Annotated in this window: 20 protein-coding genes; 16 read left to right on the top strand and 4 right to left on the bottom strand. The window is 68.5% G+C overall.

The genetic code is table 11. The features are described 5' to 3' along the window. The first annotated feature begins 21 nt into the window (after positions 1–21). Both ACFK0J_RS19060 and ACFK0J_RS19055 read left to right on the top strand, forming a co-directional pair. A complete protein-coding gene (locus ACFK0J_RS19060; RefSeq protein WP_378742154.1) occupies positions 22–1134 on the top strand; it encodes a class I SAM-dependent methyltransferase in 1113 nt (370 codons plus the stop codon). 117 nt (positions 1135–1251) lie between these two features. Next, a complete protein-coding gene (locus ACFK0J_RS19055) occupies positions 1252–1890 on the top strand; it encodes an MspA family porin (protein WP_378742152.1) in 639 nt (212 codons plus the stop codon). Between the two features lie 87 nt (positions 1891–1977). Here the strand turns inward: ACFK0J_RS19055 and ACFK0J_RS19050 are convergent, their stop codons facing one another. The 3 genes from ACFK0J_RS19050 to ACFK0J_RS19040 form a co-directional block, all read right to left on the bottom strand. Continuing rightward, positions 1978–2817 (bottom strand): glycosyltransferase family 2 protein, encoded by an 840-nt coding sequence (locus tag ACFK0J_RS19050; RefSeq protein ID WP_378742149.1) that lies wholly within the window; start codon positions 2815–2817, stop codon positions 1978–1980. Between the two features lie 3 nt (positions 2818–2820). Continuing rightward, positions 2821–4197 carry a polysaccharide pyruvyl transferase family protein gene (locus tag ACFK0J_RS19045; RefSeq protein ID WP_378742147.1) on the bottom strand — a complete coding sequence of 459 codons (1377 nt, stop codon included), beginning with the start codon at positions 4195–4197 and terminating at the stop codon, positions 2821–2823. Between the two features lie 125 nt (positions 4198–4322). Further along, positions 4323–5018, bottom strand: a complete 696-nt coding sequence (locus ACFK0J_RS19040; RefSeq protein WP_378742145.1) for a TetR/AcrR family transcriptional regulator — start codon at positions 5016–5018, stop codon at positions 4323–4325. Positions 5019–5119: 101 nt separating this feature from the next. Between ACFK0J_RS19040 and ACFK0J_RS19035 the strand changes: the two genes are divergently transcribed. From ACFK0J_RS19035 to ACFK0J_RS18980, 12 genes are all read left to right on the top strand, one after another. After that, complete coding sequence (locus tag ACFK0J_RS19035; protein ID WP_378742143.1) at positions 5120–6925, top strand: FAD-dependent oxidoreductase; 1806 nt, start codon at positions 5120–5122, stop codon at positions 6923–6925. Between the two features lie 149 nt (positions 6926–7074). Then, positions 7075–8145, top strand: a complete 1071-nt coding sequence (locus ACFK0J_RS19030) for a glycosyltransferase family 4 protein (RefSeq protein ID WP_378742905.1) — start codon at positions 7075–7077, stop codon at positions 8143–8145. Then, a complete protein-coding gene (locus tag ACFK0J_RS19025; protein ID WP_378742141.1) occupies positions 8142–9323 on the top strand; it encodes a glycosyltransferase family 4 protein in 1182 nt (393 codons plus the stop codon). Before ACFK0J_RS19030 ends, ACFK0J_RS19025 begins: the two co-directional genes overlap by 4 nt. After that, entirely contained in the window at positions 9316–10686 is a 1371-nt protein-coding gene (locus ACFK0J_RS19020) for a lipopolysaccharide biosynthesis protein (RefSeq protein WP_378742139.1), read from the top strand. The genes ACFK0J_RS19025 and ACFK0J_RS19020 overlap by 8 nt, the downstream gene beginning before the upstream one ends. Next, entirely contained in the window at positions 10683–11687 is a 1005-nt protein-coding gene (locus ACFK0J_RS19015) for a glycosyltransferase (protein ID WP_378742136.1), read from the top strand. The genes ACFK0J_RS19020 and ACFK0J_RS19015 overlap by 4 nt, the downstream gene beginning before the upstream one ends. 9 nt (positions 11688–11696) lie before the next feature. Beyond that, positions 11697–13079, top strand: a complete 1383-nt coding sequence (locus tag ACFK0J_RS19010; RefSeq protein WP_378742134.1) for a hypothetical protein — start codon at positions 11697–11699, stop codon at positions 13077–13079. Then, positions 13070–14353, top strand: coding sequence for a GNVR domain-containing protein (locus ACFK0J_RS19005; RefSeq protein WP_378742132.1), 1284 nt, complete (start codon positions 13070–13072; stop codon positions 14351–14353). The genes ACFK0J_RS19010 and ACFK0J_RS19005 overlap by 10 nt, the downstream gene beginning before the upstream one ends. Next, on the top strand, positions 14350–15708 hold the full coding sequence (locus ACFK0J_RS19000) for a glycosyl hydrolase family 28-related protein (RefSeq protein ID WP_378742130.1): 1359 nt from the start codon (positions 14350–14352) through the stop codon (positions 15706–15708). The genes ACFK0J_RS19005 and ACFK0J_RS19000 overlap by 4 nt, the downstream gene beginning before the upstream one ends. Positions 15709–15713: 5 nt before the next feature. Continuing rightward, complete coding sequence (locus ACFK0J_RS18995) at positions 15714–17099, top strand: GNAT family N-acetyltransferase (RefSeq protein ID WP_378742127.1); 1386 nt, start codon at positions 15714–15716, stop codon at positions 17097–17099. Positions 17100–17127: 28 nt separating this feature from the next. Then, positions 17128–18495, top strand: a complete 1368-nt coding sequence (locus tag ACFK0J_RS18990) for a glutamate-1-semialdehyde 2,1-aminomutase (RefSeq protein WP_378742125.1) — start codon at positions 17128–17130, stop codon at positions 18493–18495. A 151-nt stretch (positions 18496–18646) separates the two neighbouring features. After that, positions 18647–19756 (top strand): glycosyltransferase, encoded by a 1110-nt coding sequence (locus tag ACFK0J_RS18985; protein WP_378742123.1) that lies wholly within the window; start codon positions 18647–18649, stop codon positions 19754–19756. A gap of 137 nt (positions 19757–19893) precedes the next feature. Further along, positions 19894–20628 carry an SDR family oxidoreductase gene (locus tag ACFK0J_RS18980; protein WP_378742121.1) on the top strand — a complete coding sequence of 245 codons (735 nt, stop codon included), beginning with the start codon at positions 19894–19896 and terminating at the stop codon, positions 20626–20628. Between the two features lie 68 nt (positions 20629–20696). Here the strand turns inward: ACFK0J_RS18980 and ACFK0J_RS18975 are convergent, their stop codons facing one another. Beyond that, a complete protein-coding gene (locus ACFK0J_RS18975; protein WP_378742119.1) occupies positions 20697–21710 on the bottom strand; it encodes an endonuclease/exonuclease/phosphatase family protein in 1014 nt (337 codons plus the stop codon). A gap of 68 nt (positions 21711–21778) precedes the next feature. Between ACFK0J_RS18975 and ACFK0J_RS18970 the strand changes: the two genes are divergently transcribed. Together ACFK0J_RS18970 and ACFK0J_RS18965 are read left to right on the top strand one after the other, a co-directional pair. Beyond that, positions 21779–23479, top strand: coding sequence for a bifunctional metallophosphatase/5'-nucleotidase (locus ACFK0J_RS18970; RefSeq protein ID WP_378742117.1), 1701 nt, complete (start codon positions 21779–21781; stop codon positions 23477–23479). 316 nt (positions 23480–23795) lie between these two features. Beyond that, the gene (locus ACFK0J_RS18965; RefSeq protein ID WP_378742115.1) at positions 23796–25817 is read left to right on the top strand and encodes an SDR family oxidoreductase; all 2022 of its coding nucleotides are present in this window, start codon (positions 23796–23798) and stop codon (positions 25815–25817) included. The last annotated feature ends 25 nt before the right edge of the window (positions 25818–25842 follow it).

The following is a 25842-nucleotide window of genomic DNA, read 5'->3' as shown; positions in this document are numbered from 1 at the left end:
CCGGCAACGGAAGAGCCCGTCGTGGTTCCCCCGAGTAGCCGGTACCGCTGCCGCGGGTGCCACGGCACCGAACTGGCCCCGGTGCTCGATCTCGGCCTGGTGCCCGCCGCCGACTACTTTCCGCTCGCCACCACGCCGGTGGGCCTCGCCGAGACCGCCCACCCGCTGCGGATGGATCTGTGCGCACACTGCGGTCTCGCCCAGCTGGCCGAAGACGACACCCGCACCGAGGAGCCGCGTGGCATCGAACCGGCCGCGCTGCGCCGGCAAGCCGCGGACGCCGTCGCCGAGGTCGCGAAATCCGGCCTGCTGCGCGGAAAGACCGTGCGCGAGTTCGGCAGTCCGCACGGCGGCACCTGGCTGCCGCTGCTGACCGAGCGCGGCTACCGCGCCACCGAGGACGTCGCCGACGTGGTGCTGGACTGTTTCGGCCTGATGCACGAGCCCGATCAGCGCGCGGCCTTCGCCGAGCGGGCCGCGGCGACCGCGCCGGACGGTCTGCTCCTGATCCAATTCCACTCGCTGGCCACCATCGTTGCCAGCGGCCAGTGGAATGCGCTGCGGCACGGCCACTTTGCCTACTACTCGCTCTCAGCGCTGGCTCGTCTACTGGAACACGCGGGCATGAGCATCACCACCGCGTGGCGGTTCGACCTGTACGGGGGCACCGTGCTCGTCGCCGCCCGCCACGGCAACCACCGACCCGATGCCGCGACACGCGAAATACAGCGGCAGGAGGACCGATACACCGAGCCCGTTGCCGTTCGCCGCTTGCAGCAGGCCGCCGACGGGCACGCCGAAGCGTTGCGGCGCTGGCTCACCCGGCATGCGATACAGGGCGATCGGGTCTACGCGTACGGCGCGGCGTCGCGCGCTGTGGCGCTGTTCAGCCTGGCGGGCGTCGATCGCGGACTGATCACCGCCGTTGCCGACGCGGCGCCGGCCAAGCAGGGCCACCGGATGCCCGGCACCGACGTACCGATCATCGCGCCCGGCGAACTAGTCGCCGCCCGACCGGATCTCGTGCTGCTGACCCTGCCCGATCTGCTGCCGGAGGTCCGCGCCCGCTATCCGGAGCTCGATGGTTGCTGGATCGTCGACAACCCGGCCGACTCGACCGTACAGGGAGGATGATTTGCCTCGAATTCGCTGTCCCCCAACGGGTTTGTTGTTCGGTTGCACGATGGCTTGTTATGACATGATTCGTTTACCGAGCTCGGCCAGGTGTGTGTGCAAAAGGGGAAAAACCAGATGAGGGACATTACGCAGCAATGCGGCCGAGGTATCCGCCTGTTCGCGATCGCCACGGTCGTGGCATCGGGGCTGGTCTTCGGCACCGGCGCCGCGGGAGCGGTCGTCGACAGCAGTAACCAGATCATCGATCAGCAGGATCGCTCGATCGAGGCGATCCAATCCGACACTCGTATCGACTTCGTGCCGCCGCTGGATGGAAATCCGTTGACGCGCGAGTGGTTTCACAATGGCGAGGCCGCCTACCGGGTCGCCGGGCCGAACGCCCACGACTGGCGCGGGCACATCACCATCGGTTATCAGGTCGGCTACCCCGCGACGCTGAGCGGGAAGTTGAAGTTCAACTACTCGACCCCCGGTCTCGGGGTGGATCTCGGCGGCGGCGACGGCGCGATTCTCAAGCTGGACGGTTTGATTCCCCGGGCGGGCGTCGAAATCGAGGTCGGCTTCGGGCCCGGTATCCAGACGGTGGAATGTGCGGGTGGCGATATCTCCGGCGCGGCGGGGTTCCTCCGGATGTCCGGCTTCCACGGCACCGTCACCGGTGTGGTCGGCCAGACCACGATTCGGCCGTTCGTCAAGGTGGTCAGTTCCAGCGGCGACGCGGTGTACACCTACGGACGACTCTGGACGATTTGAGGTAGCCGTTCGGTCTCCCTGGTGAACGCCGGGACCGAGTCCCGTCGCGACTCGGTCCCGGCATTCGCCGCTTCCCCTAGCAGTACTTCAGACCAGCAGATCCGGCCGATTCCGTACGGTGGCCACCGTGCGAACCCGCAAGCGGTGCAACGCCGCCCGGGCCAGCCGGGTGTCGCCCGCGAGCACATCGCCGCGGCTCACCAAGTGCGGATAGTCGCCCGCTATGCGGTGGTGGAACCGGTACATGTCGGTCAGCTTGCTCACCGTCGAGGTGCGGCTGCACAGGTTGAACGACGAATTGCGCCAGGCGGCCAGCACTTCGGTCATCCCGAAGAACTCCCCGAACGACGAGACCCTGGCGAACAGGTCGACGTCCATCGGAAACACCAGGTCGCCACGCAACCCGCCGACCAGATCGAAGTGCTTGCGGTAGAACATCGCCGCCGCGGTCGGCCCGAAATCGGCGGGCCCGCGTCGCACGATGACCCGCGCCAGCGCCCGCGCGGACTGCTTGCCGAGCAATCCGGCCAGGCCGAGGCCGGTTTCGAGCAATGCGCCGTCCTCGTCGATCACTTCGAACCGGCTCGACGAGATGGCGATGGACGGGTCGCCGGTCATCACCGCGAGTTGCGCGGCCAGCGCACCCGGGCGCAGCACATCGTCGGCGCAGACGACCTTCACCAGATCACCGGTGGACGCGTCGATCGCCTTGTTCCAGTTGTCCCCGATCGGCAGCACGGTGTCGTTGCGCAGCACCCGCAGCCGCGGATCGTCGAAGGCGTGCGCGATGGCGCCGGTCTCGTCGGTACTGGCGTTGTCCAGCACGACGAGTTCGAAATCCACGTCCTGGTCGAGCACCGAGCGCAGTGTCGTGGCCAGCGTGCGTCCCGAGTTATACGCCGGAACGCAAACCGACAGTGTCGTCATGAGTTATCCCCCTCGGTGATGACCCGGGCGCACCGGGCCGCTTTCCACCAGCCGGAAGACCCGTTCGAGCCCGACCCGGCTGGCGTCGATCTGTTCGACCGCCTTCTGCTGCAACGCATCCCGCACCGACGGGGCCTCGTCCCACAGGTGGCGCACCGCGTCGGTCAGCGTCTGGTCCAACGCGGGGTCGTCGAGGTGCACGATCCGCAGTCCGGTGCCGAACATCTGGGCCAGGCCGTGGAACTTGTCGTCGTAATACTCCGAGGCGGTGATGCCGACCGCCGGAATACCTTGGGACAGTGCGAAAACCGCGAGATGGTAGGCGCTGGTGACCAGTACCCGGCAGCCCGCGACCTGCCGGGCGACATCGTGGGGGGTGCCGCCCCGGCCGACGGCGGGCCGGGCGCCGCTCGCCCCCGCCAGCAGCGGCAGCGTGGAAAGCCGGTCCTCGGAGGCGTACTCGGAGATGATCAGCGGCACCACGCCCGCGCCGAGTTGCCCGGCACAAGCGCGGACCACCCGGCCCAGCGTCGCCTGCGCGGCCGCACTGACCCGTGAGTAGTCGGCGATCCGCAGGCACAATCCGATATCCGCGCCGATCTTGGCCTGCCGCAGGCGATAGCTGAATTCGACCGCGTCGTCACCGGTGACCAGCACCCGCTCGGGCGCGACACCCAACCGCGCCAGCAGTTCCGGGCCGCGCCGTCCTTCGCGCAGCGCCAGGAAGTCGACGCCCGGCAGTACTTCGCTCGCGCGGCGCAGCAGGGCCGGATCGCGCAGCGGACCGATTCCCTGCCCGACCAGTGCGGTCGGAATGCCCAGCGACCGGGCGTGTTCGAGCAGGTTCAACGTGCGGTGTGCCTGGTAGCGGTCGATATCGGTCATGTACCCGCCACCGAGCGCGAGCACCAGGGATGCCTGTTCCACGGCGGCCGGTATCTCCACCGGGAATTCGGTGTCTTCGGTGACGTGTTCGGTGCTGCCCGGTCCGGCGGCCCGCCGCCGGGCCGCCGCGGAGCGCAGTGCCCGTAGCCGGTCCTTGGGTCCGTCCGTCGCCGCCCGCCAGCGCAATGCGGCGGGCCCGACCAATCGTGTTCCCGCCGTGCGGGAAAGCCGTCCGTGCCAGCCGTCCGGACGCCAATTCCAGTCGGGTCCGCAGAGCGGTTCCGCCTCGGGCAGCAGTGCCTGCAGGATGCCGGGTTGATGGGTGAGTACTCCGATCCGCGCCCGCGGCCAGCGGGCGCGTAGCCGCTCGACCGTCACGGCCATCATCGCGATATCGCCGCGATTGCGCAGCCAGTATTCGCCGTTCTCGACCAGCACTCGGATATCGCCCTCGGCGATACCGGCACGCTCGGCCGCGGAACCCAGGGTCCCCACTGTGCATGTCCTCCCGCCAGTCCCCCGCGGGTCGGTCCGTGCCGAGCACGAACTCGTTGTGAAATCTACCTCACGCTATGCATCGCGGCTACCAACCGGATAGTTAACCGAGTGCGACGAGCGCGTCAGTCCGTAGTGTCGGAGCCGACTTCGGAGCGACCGGCTTGTTCGGTTATCCGGCCGGTGTAGAGCGCGGCGAGCGACGCGCCGGCGAATGCCGTGCAATAGTCCACCAACTCGGCCATCGGCACGTCCAGTCGCCCGCCCTGCTTCTCCACCAGCACGCGCTCGAGCATGCCGACGACCGACAGGGCATAGATGTCCACCAGTGCCGCGGGTGGCCGCGCTTCGGGCCGGGCGGCGGTAGCGGTCTCGGCCACCAACCTGGCGAACCGCCACAGTGCCTCTCGCATGCGGTGTTCCGCGCCCGCCCCGGCGGGTTCGACGAAGATGATCCGCAGTTTGCGCGGATCCTCGGCCAGCGCGGTGAGGTACGTGCCGATGCCCGCGTGCAGCTTGCGGGTTCCCCGCGGCGGTTCGTCGTCGACCGCGACGGCGACCGCCTCGAACAGTTCGTCGATGACGCGGTCGAACACGGCGGCGAACAGTTCCTTGGTGCCGCCGAAGGATTCGTAGAAGTACCGGTCGGTGAGCCCCGCGGTCCGGCACAGGTCCTTGACCCCGGTCGCCGCGTAGCCCCGCGTGCCGAACAGCTCCAGACCCGAGTCGAGCAGCTTGCCGCGCCGCGCCGCGACCCGATCGGCCGCATCGATCCCGCCGTAGGGCCGCACCGGTCGTCGCTGCTTGGGAGCGCTGCTCATCGCTGGTCCTTCCTCGCCATCTCCGCATTGTCTCCCATCTCGGGCAACCATCTGCTAAATATGACGATCAGGATCGTCAGATTTGCGAACGGGGTCGTGCAGTGACAGCTCAATATCGGGACACCGCGGTCAGCAGGCGGTTGGTACTGCGTGGTGCGGCGGGTTTGGCCGGAGCCGCCGGTTTGGCGGCGACCGCGGGTCCGGCGGCAGCGCAGGTCGGTCGCAGGCGAAACGGCCCGCCCCGCAACAGCGTCGCGGTGCTCGGCGCCGGGATCGGCGGACTCACCGCGGCTCATGAGCTCGCCGAGCGGGGTTTCGAGGTGACCGTCTTCGACCGCAAGGAGCTCGGCGGTAAGTCGCGCACTATCCCACTGCCGGGGACCGGGATCGGTGGCCGCGCACCGCTACCCGGTGAACACGGCGCTCGCGGCTTCACCTCCTTCTATCACCACGTGCACGACACCATGCGCCGCATTCCGCTACCCGGAACGCGGAACACGGTCCGCGACAACCTGATTCCGTTCTCGGTCAACGACCCGCGCTATCCGCGGGCAGGCAATCTGCCGGACGGATTCCCGCTCATGTTCGGGTTCTATTTCGATCCGCAGCAGGCACGCACACCGGAAGGGCTACAGCGCATCCTGACCGAGGTGTTCTTGAAGAACAACCTCATCCCGCTACCCGAGGCGATCCACATGGCCGGGCGGGTCGTCACCTATCTGACCTCCAGCGAAGAGCGCCGCTTCGGGCAGTGGGAGCACGTCAGCTGGTGGGACTTCGTCGGCGCCGCGACCCGGTCCACGCAGTTCCAGGCCTTGGCCGCAACGGGTTTGACGCGCGCCCTCGTCGCGGCGAAGGAATACGTCGCCAGCACCAGGACGATGGGCAACATGATGGAGGGCTTCTTCATCGCGTTGCTGCAAGAGCTCACCGGCGGCCCGAAGGTCTACGAGGTGCTCAACGGCCCGACCAACGAGGCATGGCTGGATCCGTGGATCGCGCTGCTGCGCGATATGGGCGTCCGATTCCTGCCCGGCCACGCGCTGGACGGCTTCGTGGTGGACGGCGACCGGATCGGCGGCGCACGCATCCGGCAGCCGGACGGCTCGACCCGGCTGCATCAGGCCGACTGGTACGTCTGCGCGGTACCGACGGACCGCGCCCGACGCCTGTGGTCGCCCGAAATTCGTGGTCTCGATCCCCAGCTGGCGCGAATGGACGAGCTCACCCTCGACTGGATGAACGGCATGCAGATGTTCGTCACCGAGAAGCTGGAACTCGGTGCGGGATACAACATCTACCTCGACGCACCGTGGCGGTTGACCACGTACTCGCAGCGCGCGTTCTGGGACGTCGACTACGCCGCGAAATACGGCGACGGCACCATCGTCGACGGCCTGACCATCGACATCGCCGACTGGGATACCCCTGGCATCCTGTTCGGCAAAACCGCCAAACACTGCACGCGCGAGGAGATCTACCAGGAGACCTGGGCCCAGCTGACCGCCGCGTTGAACGACGACGGCCGAATCCAGCTGAAGGACGGCATCGTCCGGGACTGGCTGCTCGACCCCGGCATCAGCTGGCAGCACGGCCAGAACCAGAACGATGAGCCATTGCTGGTCAACACCATCGGCTCCTGGGCGGCGCGGCCGACCGCGCACACCGAGATCCCCAATCTGTTCCTCGCCGCCGACTATGTGCGGACCAACTTCGACCTGGCCACCATGGAGGGCGCCAACGAGGCGGGCCGCGCGGCGGTCAACGCGCTGCTGGACGCCGCGGGCTCCCCCGCCGCGCGGGTCCAATTGTTCACCCGCGATTCGATTCCCGCGTTCGAACCGCTGCGGCAGCTGGACGCCGCGCGCTACCGGTCCGGGCAGCCGAATCTCTTCGATCTCGGTTGACCCGTCGATTGCTCGCCGACTGCCCGCCCAGAAAGGGCCGGTCCCCTAGACTTTTGCGGGAGCGACGAGTTCACCGACAGCGACTCGTCCACCATCACCGCCAGTAGGGGGCATGGGTGACGGGAGGTACCGAGATAGTCCGGGTGCACATGACGGGATCCGAGTGGTTCGCGTCCGCGCCGGGTGGGCTCAATCGGTACTTCTCCGAGCTGTTCCACGCCCTTGCCGGGCAGCCGGCGGTCGAGGTATCGGCGGCGGCCTTCGGCGCGGCACCCCCCGCGGCGCCCGGTGCCCAAACCTGGGGCGGGCTGGGCGGATCCACCCTGCGCCGCGCGAGCACGGCGTTCCTCGCTCGCACCGAACTGCACCCCGGCACCGTGCTCGACCGGCACTTCTGCCTGTATGGTCCCGCCGCCATCGATCGGCGTGGCCAGCTGCCGCTGGTCGTCCATTTTCACGGGCCGTGGGCCGCCGAAAGCAGGCTCACCGGGCAGAGCGCGGTCGCGGTGCGTGCCAAGTATGTGCTCGAACGAGTTCGCTACCTCGGCGCGGACCGATTCGTGGTGCTGTCCAACCACTTTCGCGAGGTACTACATACCGACTACCGGGTTCCACTCGACCGGATCGCGGTCATCGCGCCAGGCGTCGACCTGAATCGCTTTCCCGCCGCACCGATTCGACCGCACTCGGAGACGCGGACGGTGCTGTGTGTACGCAGACTCGAACGCCGCATGGGCATCGACACCCTGCTGCGCGCCTGGCCTGGTGTGCTCGCCGAGCATCCCACCGCTCGGCTGGTCATCGTCGGCACCGGCACGGCTGAGGCCGAATTACGCGCCGCCGCAACGTCGCTGGGGGCCTCGGTCGAGTTCGCCGGGCACGTCGATGATCAGCGCCTGACCGAACTCTACGAACAGGCCGAGCTGACTGTTGTGCCGAGCACCGCTCTCGAAGGGTTCGGCCTGATCGCGCTCGAATCGCTGGCGGCAGGCCGCGCACCGATCGTCACCGACTGCGGCGGCCTACCCGATTCGGTACGCGGGCTCGACCCTTCGCTCATCGTGCCCGCCCGCGACGCCGACGCACTCGGCGCGCGCATCGTCACCGCCCTGAATGGCACCGTGCCCACCCCCGAACAATGCCGGGCGCACGCGGAAACATTCTCCTGGGATGTGACAGCGCGGCGACATGTCGCGATGTACCGGGAAATCAGGCCATGAGCAAAGCACTGTTTCTCGCGCACACCGCGGCGCCGTCCGGCGCCGAACTCGCCACGCTCCGGCTCGTCTCGGCCCTGCACGACCAGGGGCTGCTGGATGTCGGCATGGTCTACACCGAAGACGGACCCATGGTCGAACGCATGCGCGCACGCGGGGTCGAAACCCGGGTGCTGCGCGGCCGATTCGACAGCCGGGCGATGACCATCGGCGCCGGACCGCTGCGCCTGGTCGCCGGGTTCCTCGGACTGCTCCGGCTCGGCTGGGCGCTCGGCGCCACCGCCCGGGAACTCGGCGCGAATATCGTGGTGGCGGAAAGTAGCAAGGCACTGGTGATGGGCGCGGTAGCCGCGCGCCGCGCACACGTTCCGCTGGTTTGGCAGGTGCACGATCGGCTCGCCGTCGACTACTTCGGGCGGCTACCCACCCTGGTGCTGCGCTTGCTGGGCCGACTCGTCAGCCGCGGCTACCTGGCGAACAGCCGAACCACCCTGCGCACCTTGCCGGTCGGACGCAGGCCCGCACTGGTGGCCTACCCGGGCGTCGAACTCGGCGCCGACGCGCCGCGTCCCGGCCAGCGCCCGCCCGCCGACACGGTGGTCACCGTGGTCGGCCGGTTGTCACCATGGAAGGGCCAGGACGTGCTGCTGCGCGCGGTCGCCGCGACGAAAGTGCGCCCACGCCAGGTGTTTCTGATCGGCGGCACCTTCTTCGACGAGGAGCCGTACCGGGCCGAACTCGAACGCCTCGCCCGCGACCTGGCGTTGCCGGTGACCTGCACCGGGCATGTCGACGACCCCACCGAATACCTGCGCGACACCGACATCCTGGTACACAGCTCGGTACTCCCCGAACCCTTCGGCCAGGTCGTGGTGGAGGGGATGCACGCGGGCTGCGCCGTCATCGCCGCCGTACCAGGGGGTCCCGCGGAGATCGTCGAGCCGGGCGTAAACGGATTGCTGGTCGACGGTGGAAACCAGGACCAGCTCACCGCCGCGTTAAACACCCTCATCGGCGACCCCGCGCTGCGCACCCGGCTGGCCACGGCGGCTCGCCTGCGGGCCAAGGACTTCGACATCACCGAAACGGCGGGCGCGGTCGCCGCCTTCCTCAACGACATCGCACAACGCAACGGCGCTGCGGGCACACCACATTCACGGGAAAGAGCCCCGCATGGCTGAGCACGCAGCGCCGGACCCCGACCGGCCGCACACCCCCGGCGGAGCGCATCGGCGAAACCCGAAGCGCCGCCACGGATTCCTCGCCGTGATCCGCGATATCGGCTACGTCAGTTTCGGCAAGTACGGGCAGTACGTCGTCACCATCGTGACCGTGCCGCTGATCGCCCGCGTGCTCGGCACGCACGGCCTCGGTCTGCTCGCGATCGGTATGTCGGCGTACTTCATCGGCTCGCTGCTCGTCGATCTCGGCATCACCTCGTATCTGGCCGCGCGGGTGCACGACGCGAAAGCCCCTGAACTCGGCAGTGACCGCTTCCGGCACATCAACCAATTACGCGGCGACTACCTGGTCATCCGCGCGGGCACACTCGGCATACTCGGTGCCGCGCTCGGACTCAGCTACGCGGCCGGTGCGCCGGTGCACCTGGAGATGATCCTCCTCGGGCTGTTCGCGGGCGGGTTCTGGTCGGTATCGGAGGACTGGCTGCTCATCGGGCAGGGCCGGTTCGGCGCCTCGACCGCGTACCAGGCGGTGGGGCGGATCGGTTATCTGGTGTTGCTGGTAGCGGTACTGCCTCGAATGCCCAGTGCACAGGTCGCCGTGTTGTGCCTGCTCGTCTCGTCCATTCCTACCGTCGCGCTCACCTGGTGGGATTCACTGCGTACCTTCGGACCGCCGACCCGGCCGCGCGGCGTGTGGACCATCTTGCGCACCGGCGCACCGGTTTTCACCTCGCGGCTGTTGGTGACGACGTATGGGCAAGGCGCGGCGGCGGTGTACTCGGGTGTGCTGGACGCGGTGTCACTCGGCCTGTATTCCGCCAGTGACCGATTGGTGCGGGCGATCCAATCCACCCTCGACCCCATCGGTTTCGCACTGCTCCCCCGGATGGCGCGCAAGAGCACCGACGACAACTTCTGGCGGCACGCCTTGCAGGCACTGTTCGCCTGCGCCTGCACCGCGACGGTGGCGGCCGCCGCGGTATGGCTCGCGGCGCCCGCGCTGATCCACCTGGTCTTCGGCGAGGACTTCACCGCCGCGATCGCCCTGCTGCGGGTCGAGACCTTCATCTTGCCCGCGACGGCGATCACCTCGTTCGTCACCACGGCCGTGCTACCGGTGCGCCAGGACACCACCGGCGTGCTGATCGGCGCGATCCTCGGCACCTGCGTGGCGGCCACCGCACTCGCCTTCGCGTTCCGCACCCACTCGGTGTGGACGTTGGTCTACGGCACCGTCGTCGTCGAATTCACCGTCGCCGCCTGGTATCTGCTCCGGATCCGCACGCTGATCAACCGGGAGCGGGTAACGCCCGCCAGCGATCCCGCGATTGTGCTGATGCGGGAGGAGGGCGGGAGATGAGGATTCTCTACCTCGGTGACGACTGGGTCGGCAGCAACGCGCACTCGCTCGCCGACGGGTTCCGGCAAGCCGGGCACGACGTGGTCGTCATCGACACCACCCGGGTCACCTTGCCGCCCAGACTTTCCGCACCATGGGCGTACGCCAAAATCGCGCGCCGCCGAGCGCCATGGAATGTCACCGCCCTACACGCCGAGATCGACCGCGCCGCCGCCGAGTTCCGGCCGGATCTACTGTTCGTGTTCAAGGGCGTCCACCTCGATCAGCGCAGGCTGCTCGACATCCCCGCGCGGGTACGGGTGCACTACAGCCCCGACGACGTGCTGAACCCCGCGAATATCAGCGCGGAATACCTTGCGCACGAACCGGAATGGGACCTCGTCGTGACCACCAAGCGCCACAACGTGGCCGAGTTGCGCGACCGGGGCGCCCGTGCGGTCACCTTCGTGCGCAGCGCTTACGACCCGGCCTGGCATCACCCCACCGCGCGGCGCGGTACCCGGCAGTTCCTGGTCGGTTTCATCGGCGTGTGCCGCCCGGACCGGCGGGCCGACCTGGTCGGGCTGGCCCGCCTCCACAGCTCCCGCATGCTGGTGCGCGGTCCTGGTTGGCGGCGAGTACCCGAACTGCGCACCACCGGAGCCGTAGTGGGTGGCGCGGTGTACGGCGAGCGGTATTCGGAGGTGGTCGCGAGCGTCACCGCCAATCTGGTACTGCTCAACTCCGACAACCGCGACACCCACACCTGTCGCACCTTCGAAGTGCCTGCGGCCGGTGGACTTTTCGTCGGCGAACGCACCGACGAGCACGCCGAACTGTTGCAGGACACCAGCGAATGCTTCCTGTTCGCCGGCACCGATGAGCTGTCCGACATTCTGGACCGGTGCGCGGCGCATCCCGACAAGGCGGCCGCCGTGGCCGAGGCCGGGTACCAGCGGATCGCCAACGGCAAGCACCGCTATGTCGACCGGGCGCGGGAGATCATCCATGCGATCACCTGAGCCCGGGTCATGAATCCCACCAACGAGGTGCTGCTCATCGCCCTCGCGCTCGCCACGATCGTGGTCGCGGCCACTACGATCCCCGGCGTCGCGCGGGTGTTCCTGATCGCGCAGGCGGCCTTCTGGTCGCTGTCCTATCTGGCGCGACCGCTGGTCCTGCTCTGGGTGCGACCGGAACCGCGCTACGGCGACAACGTCCCGGACCCGCGGCTGGCCGAGTTCGGCTACGACCGCGGCATCGCGCTGGTGCTCGAGCACGTCGCGTTCGGTCTGTGGGTGTACGCGGGACTCGTTGTCGCCTATGCCCTTTGGGCCAGGCGACGCCCACGCGCCGAACTGCCCGCGCTCAGTGGTGACCCGGATTTCGTGCCGACGCTCGCCGCCATGTACGGGGTGGGCCTGTTCGGCCGTGCCGCGTCGATCGCCACCGGAACCGTCGGCGGCGCGGGCGAGGTCGACAGCGCCAATCCCATCCTGTCCTTCGTCGCCATACTGGCGACCATCTCGGCCCTCGGGTTGATCATTTTCGTCCGGCCCAGCCGTCCCGCGACCACCGGGCTGATCATCGGCGGATTGCTCCTCGGCGAACTGGCCTGGACCGCGGTGGTCGAATCGAAGACACCGATCATCGGCGCTGCGCTCGCCGTCGCGATTCGCTTCGCGATCCTCGGGTGGACCAGGACGAAGGCGGTATCCGTCGCGGCCATCGCGGTGCTCGGCATCGGCGGGTTCGGCTGGCTACAGTCGCTGAAGCAGACCGAGTACGCGAAAGCCGAAGCAGCACTGACCGATTCGAGCTATCCGCCGCTGATCCAACCATTCCTGAGCATCCTGCGCCGGTTCGACCTGCTCGAGGCGGCGACCGACGCCTACTACCACGGGCCCGGCTTCTGGCTGACACCCGCCGAGGCGCTGCGAAACGCCGTGACCAGCCTGGTCCCCAGCCAGTTGCTCGGCACCGCCAAATTCCAGTCCGGCACCGCGTGGGCCCAGGAGGTGCGCGGCGCCTCGGTCGATATGACCAAGGTGTCGGTATCGCTCGCCGAGGGCAACCTCAACGAAGGCTATGTGCTCGGCGGCTATCCGGGGGTGGCCGTCTGCGCCGGGTTCACCTTCCTCCTGCTGCTCGCCTGGGCCAAGGCCCTCTATTCGCGCTACTACCCGGTGGTGGTGCTCGGGCTCGCGATGACCGGCTCCTCCGCGCTGTTCGAACGCGGAATCCTGGGCAGCATGGAGAATCTCGGCAAGTTCCTGCAAGCCGCCGTGCTCGGCTGGCTCATCTCGTTGCTGGTGCGCGAGTACCGGCGGCGCACCAGGCCGGAGCCGCCACCGGTCACCGAACCTGTCCTAGCCGGGGCTACCACCGAAAAGAGAGCGTCCCCATGGGATTGATCGATTACTGGCATATCGCGCGCCGACGCTGGACCATCATCGCCGCGGTGGTGGTGCTGTGCCTGGCCGGATCCTTCGGCTATCTGAGCACCCTCCCGACCACGTACGTCGCCTCCAGCAGCATGTACGTGTCGATGGCGACCGGAACGTCGGTCAACGACTCCTACCAGGGCGGGCTGGCCGCTCAGCAGCGGGTCCGCTCGTACCTCGACCTGGCCACCAGCGCCACCGTCGCCAAGCGCGTGATCGACGAACTCGGGCTGGAGATGTCCGTCGCCGAGGTACAGGGCCGGATCAAGGCGTTCTCGCCCCCCGCGACGACCAACATCATCGTCACTGTCCAGACCTCGACGGCCGAGGGTGCGCGCGATCTCGCCAACGCCGTAGTGGCCCAATTCCGCCGTCTCATCGACGAATTGGAGACCATCCAACGCGATGCCGCACCAGCGGCCCGGGTAACCGTGGTCGACCGCGCCGAAGTGCCCGCCGTACCGAGCGGACCGCAGGGGAAACGCATCCTGGCCCTCGGTCTGCTGGCCGGACTCGCCCTCGGCTGCGCGGCCGCCTTCGTCCGCGACCGCACCGACCGCACGCTGCGCACCTCCACCGACCTGGCGGCCGCGTTGCCGGTGCCGATCCTCGGCATCATCGACGCGGGACGGCCCGGCGCGGCCGACGAGACCCGCAGGCTGCGCACCCGGCTGCTGCGCGACGGCGAGGCCAGAACCGTCCTGTTGACCAGCCTTTCCTCCCGATCGGAGCCGGAAGTCGCGGTGGCACTGGCGAAGTCGTTCGCCGACACCGGCAGCAAGGTGGTCCTCATCGACGCCGATACCTCGGGCAACGGCAGCTCGAGCGCCGCAGCGCCGAACCAGAGTGCCGGTCTCGCCGCGGTGTTGCGCGGCGCCGCGCCGGTACCCGAGGCGCTCACCGCATGGTCGCAGCACGGCATCACGGTCCTGCCCCTGGGCGACGCCGACGACCGGACACCCGATCTGCTCGCCTCGGATCGGTTCGCCACGGTCCTCGCGAAACTGCGCACCGACTACGACCACGTCGTGGTGCAGGCCGCCCCGGTGACGCGGGCCGCCGACGCCATCGCCCTGGCCCCGCTCTGTGCGCAGACCATCGGCGTAGTGCTGCTCGGCAGCACCAGCGCCCCGGAATTGCGCGGTGCGCTGGCCACATTCGGCGACAACAAGTTGACCGGCGCGGTAGCGTACAGCAAGCCGGGCAACCGGCTGCAGCGACTCAGCGGGAGGCTGCGGCTATGAGCGATGATGCGGTCGGCAGGCGAAGCATGCTCGCCGCAGCGCTCGGCGCCGTCGGCGCGGTGCCGGTCCTGGCAGCGTGCGGCTCTGCCGAGAGTCCCGGCATCGAATTCCGTTCCCCGCACGTCAGCGACGCGCCGGCCGCCCGCAATGTCCGTGATTTCGGCGCCGTCGGCGACGGGGTCGCCGACGATACGGCGGCGATCGCGGCGGCGGCTGCCGTCGCGGGCGCTCCGCTGGTGATGTATCTGCCCGCGGGCCACTACCGGGTGACGGCCTGGCCCGAACTCGGCGACTACGCGACCATCCTCGGCGACGGCGCCGACATCAGCGTGGTGAGCTGTGAAGCCGACACCACGCTCGTCACACTGCGCAAGCGCAACCGGGTACGGTTCGCTCGGATCGGCTTCTACCTGGCCGGGCCGAAGTCGACGGCGTTCGTGTTGTCCGAATGCTTCCGCTGCTCGTTCGATTCGGTGGTGATCCGCGGCAACCACCTCAGCGACAACCATCCGCGCTATCTCGAGCAGCGCGGGGTGGTGCTGGAGGGCAATACCGGCGGCACCGCGTTCCTCAACTGCGATATCAACAATTTCGGCTACGGCATCGTCACCTCCTGCATCCAGAACTACGTGACCTCGTCCAAGCTCACCAGCAACTTCATCGGGGTACTCGGCACCGGCAACGACCACAACGCCGGATTAGCGCTCACCAACGTCGAATTCGTGTCCGACGCCGACCCGCGCACCACCGACAAACACATCGTCATCGATGGTGCGGCGAACGATTGGTGGCTCACCAACATCTGGTTCGAGGGCGCCGACGTCGCACTGTCCGTCGGGCGGGCCGAGCGCGGCGGGCCCGCGCAATTCGGCATGATCAACTGCAAGGTCGCGGCGCGCTCTGTCGGCATCGACCTGATCTATTGCCGCCAGCCGTATCTCGCCAACGTGCAGTTCGACAAGGATCTGGACCGGCCGCCCATCGAGCTGCGGATCGATCCGATCGGTTGTCCCGAGGGTACGGCGGTGAACCTGATCTCCACGGCCGCAGACGATCTCAATGCCGCGGTATTTCCGGAACGATGGCACGTGCTCGGTCGCACCAGCATGCACGCGCCCTCGTTCACCGGAACCATCGTGGCCAAAGCGGGACGCGGCGATGCCGATGTCTTCCAGGCGCAGGCACCCGACGGCGCGCTGCGCTCCGCCGTGCTGGCCAGCGGCACCTGGCTGTCCGAGCATACCGAGGGGGGAATCGTGCTCAAGGACTCGTCGGGCACGTATTGGCGGCTGTCCGTCTCCACCGAGGGCGTGCTCAAGACCATGTCTCTCGGCAAACAACGACCGCGCGAGTAGACACCATGTCGACTCGGCCGAAATCGTTGGCGCACATCAGTCTCGGGCCCGTGTCCCTGCACGGCCGGACCGTCGTGCTGCGGCCGGCCAGGATCGCGGATTACCCGTACTGGCGATACCTCCGGCTGCGCGATCGGCGCTATATCGAACCGTTCTGGTACAGCTCGCCACTGGGTTGGGAGGAGCGGCACTCCGGAACCCTTTGGGTGCGTGAGTGTTTGATGGCCCGCGCCGAGGCGCGGGCCGGGCGGCGGCTGACGACGGCGATCGAGGTGGACGGGCGCTTCGCCGGCCAGGTGGAACTCGGCTCGATCGATACCGCCACCGGTGCCGCGGAATTGGGCATCTGGGTGGACGCCGAGGTCGCCCGCCACGGGCTCGGCGGCCTGGCGTCGGCGATGCTGCTGGAGTACGGATTCGGTCAGCTCGGCCTCGAGCGGATCACCGCGCCGATCTCCCCGGCGAATGTCGCCGCCGCGCGCGGTGCCGCCGGGATCGGGTTCCAGCGGGAAGCCTTGATGGGCCGCTACTTCGATGCGGGCGGCGCCCGGCGCGATCACGAACTGTGGGCGGTCATCAAGGCGGATACCCCACCGAACGGATTCGTCCGCCGTTGGCTCGACCACTGCGACGCACAGCATCGCACGCCGCCCCCCGCGGTGCGCGACGACGCGATCGACGCTACGTTGCCCAAGACCGCCGTGCTGGTCGCTACCACCCGCTACTACGCGGGCCGGGCGCGACATCTGCTCGATCCGCTGCGCACCCCGCGACCGGTCCGGCTCTCCGATCCCGACCGCCGCGAGATAGTCCTGCGAAACCGGAGACTGTCCGACTGGAGCCGGTGGCGCGCCGCCCGATTGCGCAGCCGCGCCCTACTGGACCCGGATGCGGCGGCCACCGAAGCCACCTGGGCACGACAGCACACCTGGTTTCGCTGGTTGCGCCAATTCCATTGCGCCCGACCGGGTTTACGTTCGGCGAGCGGGCTCGTGCTGGCGATCGAGGTCGACGGGAAGTACGTCGGGGAGGCTCGGCTGTTCGACCTCGACATGTTCGACCGCAATGCCCGCATGTTCGTCTGGACCGATCCCGCCCACGGCGATGACATCCGCACCGTGGCGACCCGGCTGCTGCTCGCCCACGCCTTCGGCACCCTCGGCCTGTGCCGTGTCGCGACGGCCATCGAGCCGGCCGACCACCGCTCGGCCGATATCGCCGCGCGCGTCGGCATGCTGCGCGAGGGCCGGATGCGCGGCTACGTGGGCGCAACGGGGCGCCGCGCCGATCACGACCTGTGGGCTGTCACCCTCTGCGTGGCCGCGGCATCGGATTCGGGTTCGGCAGCCCGGTCCACCAGACGGACGCTGGGGCCGTCCGACCAGCACTGACCGTTATCCGATCCGCCAGGAGCGCACTGTGGAGCCACTTCGTGATGAGCCGACGGCACCCCGCCGGTTCACCCGCAGCAATGAACTACAGGCCCGGCTGCACGACCTGGTGCCGGGCGGCGCGCACACCTACGCCAGGGGCCCGGACCAGTATCCGGAGTTCATGGCGCCGATCCTGGTGCGCGGCAGCGGCTGCCGGGTCTGGGACGCGGACGGCAACTGCTACATCGAATACGGCATGGGCCTGCGTTCGGTCACTCTGGGCCACGCCTGCGGGCCGGTGCTGGACGCCGTGCACCGGGCGATCGCCGACGGCATCAGCTTCAGCCGACCCACCGAACTCGAACTGCTTGCGGCACAGGACTTCCTGACACTCGTGCCCGGCGCCGACATGGTGAAGTTCGCCAAGAACGGCTCCGACGCCACCACCGCCGCGGTCCGGCTGGCCCGGGCGGCCACCGGCCGGACCGCGATCGCTGTTTGCGATCAACCGTTCTTCTCGGTCGATGACTGGTTCATCGGGACCACCGCGATGGACAGCGGCATCCCCACCGAAACCGCCGCGGGCACCGTGCGTTTCCGCTACAACGATCTCCCGTCGCTGGCGGCCGTGCTGGATTCGGGGGTGGTCGCCGCGGTCGTGATGGAAGCCGCCACCGCGCTCGCCGAACCGGAACCCGGCTTCTTGGCGGGCGTTCGCGCCCTGTGCGACCGCTACGGCACGCTGCTCATTTTCGACGAGATGATCACCGGCTTCCGCTGGTCGGCCGGCGGCGCGCAGGCGGTGTACGGCGTCCGGCCCGACCTGTCCTGCTGGGGCAAGGCGATGGGCAACGGCTTTCCGCTCTCCGCGCTGGCGGGCAAACGCGAATTCATGGAGCTCGGCGGCCTGCGCACGGATCGCGACCGGGTCTTCCTACTGTCCACCACGCACGGCCCGGAGTCGGCTTCGCTCGCCGCGTTCCGCGCGGTGGTGCACGAGTATCGAACCAGCGATCCCATCGCCAGGATGGAGCACGCGGGTCGTCGCCTCGCCGCGGGCGTCAACGCCGTCGCCGCCGACCTCGGCATCGCCGACCACCTCCAGGTCCTCGGCCGCCCATCCTGCCTCATCTTCGTCACCCGCGACGCCAATTTCCGTCCCTCGCAGGAGTTCCGCACGCTGTTCTTGCAGGAACTGCTCTATCGCGGTGTCCTCGGTCAATCCTTCGTCACCTCGGCCGCGCACACCGACGCCGATATCGATGAGACGATCGCGGCCTGCCATGCAGCGGCCGCCGTGTACCGCAAGGCGATCGAACAGGGCAGCGTCGATGGTCTGCTCGAAGGCCGCCCCGTCGCACCGGCCATTCGCCGCCGCGCGTCCCCGCGCCGAATCTTCCCGGAGCACCAATGATGCGGTCAGCCAGTGGGATTCACCCGGGCGGGAGGGTGCCGGAACGGCACAGCGTGCACAAAGGCACGCTCGGCAAGCATGCAACGGCCGCCGAATGCAGCGGCTCGCGCGCCCGCGTGACCGTTCTCGCGCCCGAGCAGCCGTCGGTCGCATGAGCACACCGCGCATCGCGATCGTGCACGAGCGGTTCACCGAATTCGGCGGTTCCGAGGCGGTGGTCGGCGAGCTGGCTGGAACCTGGCCGGGTGCGCAAGTTTTCGCGCCCATTGTCGACCCCGACGGAATCCGCCCGCCGCTCACCACGGTGCACGACACCTGGCTGAGCCGCGCCTACCTCGGCACCGGCCGTCGTTCCCATGCTCCGCTGCTCCCCTTCGTCCCCCGCACTCTGCGCCGGCTCCCGCTCGCGAACCGCTTCGACGCCGTTGTCGTCAGCCACCATGCCTTCGCCACCCAGGCCGTCTTCGCCACCGACGCACCCGTCATCGCCTACGTACACAGCCCGGCAAGATGGGCTTGGGACAAGGACTTCCGCGCCAAGGAGGCGGGCGGCCGGGCGGGTCAACTCGCCCTCACCGCACTGGGTCGCCTCGCACGCCGCGCCGAATTGCGCGCCGCCCCACGGCTTTCCCATGTCGTAGCCAACTCGCGCGCCGTCGCCGACCGCATCAGCGACTGGTGGGGGCTGCCCTCGACGGTCACCTATCCACCGGTCCAGATCGACCGATTCACCCCCGACCCGATGATCGGTCGCGACGACTTCTTCCTCTTCGCGGGCCGACTCGTCCCGTACAAACGCCCGGACCTGGCCGTCCGCGCCGCCCAGCGAGCGGGCTGCCGTCTCGTCGTTCTCGGCGACGGCCGTTTCCGCGCGCAGCTCGAAACCCTCGCGGGCCCGGAAACCACCTTCCTCGGCGCCACCTCGCATGAGGTCCTGCTCGACACCTACCGTCGCTGCCGCGCGCTGCTCATGCCCGGCGTCGAGGACTTCGGCATCGTCCCGGTCGAAGCAATGGCGTGCGGCACACCGGTTCTCGCCGTGGATCGCGGCGGTGCCCTCGACACCGTAGCCCCGGGCACCACCGGCGAACACATTCCGTACGGACCCGACGAAACGGTCGTCGACCAACTCGCCGACGTCATGCGCGACTTCGACCCCGCTGATTACGCCCCCGAGGCCATCCGCGCCCACGCCCAGACATTCTCCCCCGCCGCCTTCCGCTCCCAGATGGCCGCCGTCGTCGCCCAGTCCCTCGCCTGACCTCGGACGCACGCGGTGCGACGGTCACCAGCCGGATGCTGCGCGGCCGCCCGGCACCGGTCGTGCGGGAATAGGGTGCGTCGCCCAACGGTTGCGGGCAGTGGCCGGATAAGGATTTGTGCGAGGGAGGCAGCAGTATGTCGCTGAACGGTGCCGGAGATCTTCGAGGGCGTACGGTCGTGCTGATCGGTGGTGGGTCCGGCATCGGGTTGCGCGTCGCCCATGGCGTCGTGGCGGCAGGCGGTCGAGTGGTGTTGGGCGGCCGTACCGCATCGCGATTGGCGGCCGCGGCACGGGAGCTGGGCGACGCGGCCACCTGGCAGACCGTGGATACCGGCGACACCGTCGCACTGGCTGCCTTCTTCGACGGTATCGAGCGCGTCGATCACTTGTTCACGACTGCCGCCTCCTATGAAGTCGGGCCGATGCGCGAACTCAGCGCGGCGGCCGCCGCGTCACCCTTCGACTCCAAGTTCTGGGGCCAGTACCACGCGGTCCGCTTGGCCGCGCCCAAGCTCGCCGACGACGGCTCGGTGGTCTTGATGGCGGGCGCGGCATCGGCGCGTCCCGCCGGCGTGGCCCCCGCCTACGTCGCCTGCAACGCCGCCATCGAGGGCCTCGGCCGCGGCCTCGCGGTCGAACTCGCCCCGGTCCGGGTGAACGTGGTTTCGCCGGGCACGGTCGACGGCCATCTGTGGGCGAACCGGCCGGACACGGTCCGCACAGCCGCATTCGATCAATACCGCCGCGAATCCGTCCTCGCCCGCCCCGCCGCCGAAGACGAAATCGCCCACGCCGTCCTCTACCTCTTCACCAACACCTTCACCACCGGCTCGACCCTCTATCCCGACGGCGGCTACACCCTCCGCTGACGAGCACCGAGCGGGACACGGTGCGCGGAACGGTGCGAGCGCATCCGTGTTCCGCTCGATGGGCGCGGTCAGTCGAGTCGATAAGTCGCGAGAACCGCTTTGTGGTCGGTCACCCATTTCGCCGGCGAAGCGATGAAATTGTCCTGGGTGTTCTCGTCCTGGCGGGCATTGCGCACAATCGAGCCGCGCGGACCGACGATTCCGGCGCCGGTCAGGTTCAGTGCGGAGCCGGGGCCCGCGAAAATGTAGTCGATGCGGTCGCGCTCGTCGGCCTCTGGCGCCCAGGTGAGTTGGGAAACCGGTGCGTCGGGGTTGCTGGCAGGCCAGGTGAATCCGGGATGGGTGACCGGGTTCGGATAGGTCGAGCGGTAGGCGTCGACAAAACCGGCCTGTTGCAGTCGGCGCGTGCTCTCCCATGGCAGCACGACGCCGTGGTGGTCGAACAGGTTCGCCGTCGCGGGCGTCCAGTCGAACACCGAGGGCTCGTTGAAGTCGCCGCCCATGATCACCGAATTGCCGGCCGCCGCTTCCGCTTTCGCGTCGGCGAGGAATGTGCCGATCACGTCGGGGCGGCCGGACGCGATGTTGACCCGCTGGACCGCGGCCGGGTCGGTCACCGGACCGCCGGGCATCTTGTTCCAGCCGTGCTCGGAGTACTCGCCGGGCGCGGGCACGCCCGCACCGTAGCCACGCGGCAGATAGGTCGCGTACCAACGATATTCGAGATGTGCGGCGTAGGCGGTCAGCCGTTTGCCACCGACATTCAGCCGCGCCTTGACCATCCACTTCAGATCGGCGCTGTCCTCGACCGGATATGCTGAGAGCAGACCCGTGTCCCCGGAGGACACCGCGTTGAACTTGTGCCCCTTCTTCTCCAGCGCCGCCGCGATCGCGTTCGTGGCCCGATTCGCCTCCGACAGCAGCACAACCGATGCCTGCGTGGCGATGATGAGATCGGTGACCAGACCGATGCCGAACTCGTCATGGTGACCATCACTCCGATCGTCTGCACAGCGGGACCTGGTTGTGCCTTCAATGGCTAGCCAGCCGATCGGAATGCGCGGTGAACTGCGTGAGAGCACCGCGCGAACACCGCCCCCGCCGGGCGCGTGCGGTGGCAGCGCCGGGCCGCGCGTGGGACAGTCTGAGCATGAACGCGCGCCGTCGCATCGCCATGGTTGTTGCCGGGGTCATGAGCATCGCACTGGTCGCGGGCTGCGGCACTGCCGACGACAAGGGCAGTGGGCCGACGTCGACCGCGCCGAGCACTGTCCCGCTGATCTCGACCAACGATCTGCCCGCGGCCCAGCCCGACGAGGTACATCTGTTCGGGCTCAACGACCTCCACGGCAATTTGCAGCCGCCGGTCGGCTCGACCGGGAAGATCGCCGGGTACGACGCGGGCGGCGCCGCGTACCTGGCGACGCATCTGGCGCGACTGAAGGCGGCCTACCCGGCGAGCGCGGTGGTCGCGGCGGGCGACGATATCGGGGCGAGCCCACTGGTCTCCAGCCTCTTCCGGGACGAGCCGACCATCACGTTCATGAACAACATCGGGATGGCCGCCTCGTCGGTCGGCAATCACGAATTCGACCGCGGTGTCCTCGAATTGGCGCGACTGCAGCAGGGCGGTTGTGCGCTGGACGGGTGTTCGCCGGGCGAACCGTTCACCGGAGCCAAGTTTCCGTACCTGGCCGCGAATGTCACCGACGCCGAGGGCAAGCTGCCACCCGCACTGAAACCGTGGACCATGCTGGAGGTCGGCGGGCACAAGATCGGTGTCGTCGGCACGGTAACCCCCGACACCGTGAATCTCGTGTTCCCCGAGGGCATTCGGGGCTACCAATTCGGCGACGAGGTCGCGGCGATCAATCGGTACGTGCCGGAGCTGAAGGCGGCGGGTGCCGAGACCGTCGTGGCGCTGATGCACAACGGCGGTAGTCAGCACGCCGGCAAAGACGCCCCGGTCGACTACAACGGGTGCGCCGACATCGGTCCGAACGTCGCCGGGTTCGCCAAAGGCGTCGACCCGGCGGTGAAGGCGCTGTTCAACGCGCACAGCCACCAGTCCTATGTGTGCACGATCGACGGCAAGGTGGTCACCCAAGCCGCTTCCTTCGGCCGGCTGATCACCGATCTGACACTGCGATTCACGCCCGGCGGCGTCCAGGCGTCGGCGGTCAACCGCGTGGTGACCCGGGACGTGCCGCCCGACGCGGCCACCACCGCGCTGGTCGACTTCTACGCCGAGCAGGCCCGCCCGCGCGCGGCCAGGGTGGTCGGCGCGGCCGCCACTACGCTGCCCCGGGATCCGGACTCGTCGGGCACCTCGCCGCTGGGCAATGTCATCGCCGATTCGATGCTGTCGGCCACCGCCGGCCCGGCTGCCGCGGTGGCCGCCTTCATGAACCCGGGCGGCGTCCGCGCCGACCTGAAGGCCGGGCCGGTCACCTACGGCGACATTTTCACAGTGCAGCCCTTCGGCAATCAGGTCGTCACCCTCACCCTCACCGGCCAGCAGGTGCTGCGCCTGCTCGAACAGCAGTGGAGCAATACCAGCAAGCCCGCCGTCCTGTCCCCCGCCGGGATCACCTACGCCTATTCCGACTCGGCTGCCAAGGGCGCCAAGGTGATTGCCGACAGCGTCCGGATCGCGGGTCAGCCGCTCAACCCGGCGGCCGCCTACCGCATCACCACCAACAGCTTCCTCGCCGCCGGTGGCGACGGCTTCACGGTCTTCACCGAGGGCACCGACAATGTCCCCGGCCCCACCGATCTCGACGCTTTCGAAGCCTACTTCCGCGACAAGCCACCCATCCAGGTACCGCCCGCCCCGGTCGAGAAGCGATAGCCATTCGATAGCTCCAACCTACTGGACATGTGACCAGTACGCTGATACCTGGAAATTGTTGTAACACTTACCCTTTGACCTGCACCGACGCGTGATCAGTCCCACATCGCGATCCGGTCCGGAACGCTTGCCGGGGTTGATCAGGATCAATTACTGTTTCCTATAAGTCAGGACGAAGGGGTTCCTACTTTCGGCCCGACCGCTGTTACCGCGTCAGGTTGTGCGTGTCGCGGCCGAACCGATATCTCCGCATTCACCGTTGCATGCCGGATGACTTGTGCGACAACACGGTTCGAATGAACAGCAGGAGAGGGCGATGGCTACCTACATCGTGACGGGCGGTACCGGGTTCTTGGGGCGTCGGGTCGTTCAGGAGCTCCTGGACAATGACCCGGACGCGGTCATTCATGTGCTGGTGCGCGAGGAGTCGTTGCAGAAGTTCGCCGACCTCGCCACCAAATGGAACGGCGGCGAGCGCGTGTTCTCGCTGGTCGGCGATCTCACCGCGGACGGACTCGGCCTCACCCGCGAGGCGCCGAAGGCCGACCACGTGATCCACTTGGGCGCCGTCTACGACATGACCGCCGACGAGGACACCGCGCACGCGGCCAATGTCGCGGGCACCCGGTCGGTGCTCGCCCTGGCTCGCTCGCTCGGCGCTGTGCTGCACCATGTTTCATCGGTCGCGGTGGCGGGCGACCACAAGGGCAAGTTCTTCGAGGAGGACTTCGACCTCGGACAGCGGCTGACCTCGCCGTACCACCGGACCAAGTTCGCGGCGGAAAAGCTGGTCCGCGAATCGACCGGGGTGCGCTGGCGGGTGTACCGGCCCGCGATCATCGTCGGCGACTCCCGCACCGGCGAGATGGACAAGATCGACGGTCCCTACTACTTCTTCCCGGCCATCGCCAAGCTCGCCGCCCTGCCGTCGGAACTGCCGATGCCGCTGCCCGATCTCGGCGCGACCAACATCGTGCCGGTCGACTACGTCGCCGCGGCCATGGCCGCACTGGTGCGGCGTCCGGGCCTGGACGGACGCACCTTCCACCTGGTCAACCCCGAACCGCAGCCGTTCAGCGAGGTGTACGGCGCGCTCGCGGCTGCCGCGGGGGCGCCCACCGGAGTCGGCGTCGTGCCGGGTAGCGCGTTCGCGCTGAACGGGCTGTCCCAACTGCCGGGCGTTCCCGCGGTGCGCGATTTCCTGTTGGAACAGTTGGGCATTCCCCCGGCCGTCGCGCCGCACACGTCCTTCTCGGCGGAGTTCATCTCCGACTCGACTCGGGCGCAGTTGCGCGGCACCGGACTGTCCGTGCCGTCCTTCGACAGCTACGCCGAACGGCTCTGGCAGTACTGGCGGGAAAACCTCGACCCGCACCGCGACCGCCCCGACATTTCGCGCGAACCGCTCAACGGCCGCATCGTGCTCATCACGGGCGCGTCGTCGGGCATCGGCCTCGCCACCGCGCACGCGGTCGCCCGGCGCGGCGCCACCGTCCTGATGGTGGCCCGCGGCAAGGACGACCTGGCTGACGCGGCGGATTCGGTGCGTGCGGAAGGCGGTGTGGCGTACGACTATCCGTGCGACATCACCGACGCGGACGCGGTCGCGACGCTGGTGCAAACCGTCCTCACCGAGCACGGCCACGTCGACTATCTGGTGAACAACGCGGGCCGGTCGATTCGCCGGTCGGTGGTGAACTCCACCAACCGGATGCACGATTTCGAGCGGACGATGGCGGTCAACTACTTCGGCGCGGTCCGGCTCATCCTGGCGCTGCTGCCCTCGATGCGGGCCCGGCGCTTCGGCCACATCGTCAATATCTCCTCGATCGCCGTGCAGACCAAGGTGCCCCGGTTCGCCGCCTATGTCGCGAGCAAGTCGGCGCTGGACAACTTCAGCGAGATCGCCGCCGTCGAAAACCAAGACGCGGGAATCACTTTCACCTCGGTACGGATGCCGCTGGTGCGCACCCCGATGATCGCGCCGACCGACCTCTACCGTTCGCTGCCCGTGCCCGACCCGGATCAGGCCGCCGCCATCGTGGTCCGCGCGCTCGAGGATCGCCCGCACCGCATCGACACCCCGGTCGGCACCTTCGCCCAGGCCGTCGATCTGCTCATGCCGTCGGTGAAGCGGACGATCCTGCATCAGGGCTTCCGGCTCTTCGGGGAATCCTCTGCGGCACAGGGCAAGAAGAAGAACGCGACGTCGAAGGAGTCCGGCGGCGACGCGGGACGCAGCCCGCTGACGGTGCTCGGACCCGTGCTCATGCCGTTCATGGCGCTGCCGGGTCCCGCCGCGCGGGTGGCCCGGGTAGTGCCGGGTCTGCAGTGGTAGTCACGAAAGTATGACTCTTCGCCAC

It is taken from the genome of Nocardia brasiliensis (assembly GCF_042691675.1).
GTDB classification, from domain to species: Bacteria; Actinomycetota; Actinomycetes; order Mycobacteriales; family Mycobacteriaceae; genus Nocardia; species Nocardia brasiliensis_D.
This window is presented reverse-complemented; position numbering and strand designations above follow the sequence as displayed.

Coding starts and splice junctions, on each gene's coding strand:
- ACFK0J_RS19055 (WP_378742152.1), top strand. CDS start 1,252: ATGAGGGACATTACGCAGCAATGCGGCCGAGGTATCCGCCTGTTCGCG.
- ACFK0J_RS19050 (WP_378742149.1), bottom strand. CDS start 2,817: ATGACGACACTGTCGGTTTGCGTTCCGGCGTATAACTCGGGACGCACG.
- ACFK0J_RS19040 (WP_378742145.1), bottom strand. CDS start 5,018: ATGAGCAGCGCTCCCAAGCAGCGACGACCGGTGCGGCCCTACGGCGGG.
- ACFK0J_RS19030 (WP_378742905.1), top strand. CDS start 7,075: ATGACGGGATCCGAGTGGTTCGCGTCCGCGCCGGGTGGGCTCAATCGG.
- ACFK0J_RS19025 (WP_378742141.1), top strand. CDS start 8,142: ATGAGCAAAGCACTGTTTCTCGCGCACACCGCGGCGCCGTCCGGCGCC.
- ACFK0J_RS19020 (WP_378742139.1), top strand. CDS start 9,316: ATGGCTGAGCACGCAGCGCCGGACCCCGACCGGCCGCACACCCCCGGC.
- ACFK0J_RS19015 (WP_378742136.1), top strand. CDS start 10,683: ATGAGGATTCTCTACCTCGGTGACGACTGGGTCGGCAGCAACGCGCAC.
- ACFK0J_RS19010 (WP_378742134.1), top strand. CDS start 11,697: ATGAATCCCACCAACGAGGTGCTGCTCATCGCCCTCGCGCTCGCCACG.
- ACFK0J_RS19005 (WP_378742132.1), top strand. CDS start 13,070: ATGGGATTGATCGATTACTGGCATATCGCGCGCCGACGCTGGACCATC.
- ACFK0J_RS19000 (WP_378742130.1), top strand. CDS start 14,350: ATGAGCGATGATGCGGTCGGCAGGCGAAGCATGCTCGCCGCAGCGCTC.
- ACFK0J_RS18995 (WP_378742127.1), top strand. CDS start 15,714: ATGTCGACTCGGCCGAAATCGTTGGCGCACATCAGTCTCGGGCCCGTG.
- ACFK0J_RS18985 (WP_378742123.1), top strand. CDS start 18,647: ATGAGCACACCGCGCATCGCGATCGTGCACGAGCGGTTCACCGAATTC.
- ACFK0J_RS18980 (WP_378742121.1), top strand. CDS start 19,894: ATGTCGCTGAACGGTGCCGGAGATCTTCGAGGGCGTACGGTCGTGCTG.
- ACFK0J_RS18970 (WP_378742117.1), top strand. CDS start 21,779: ATGAACGCGCGCCGTCGCATCGCCATGGTTGTTGCCGGGGTCATGAGC.
- ACFK0J_RS18965 (WP_378742115.1), top strand. CDS start 23,796: ATGGCTACCTACATCGTGACGGGCGGTACCGGGTTCTTGGGGCGTCGG.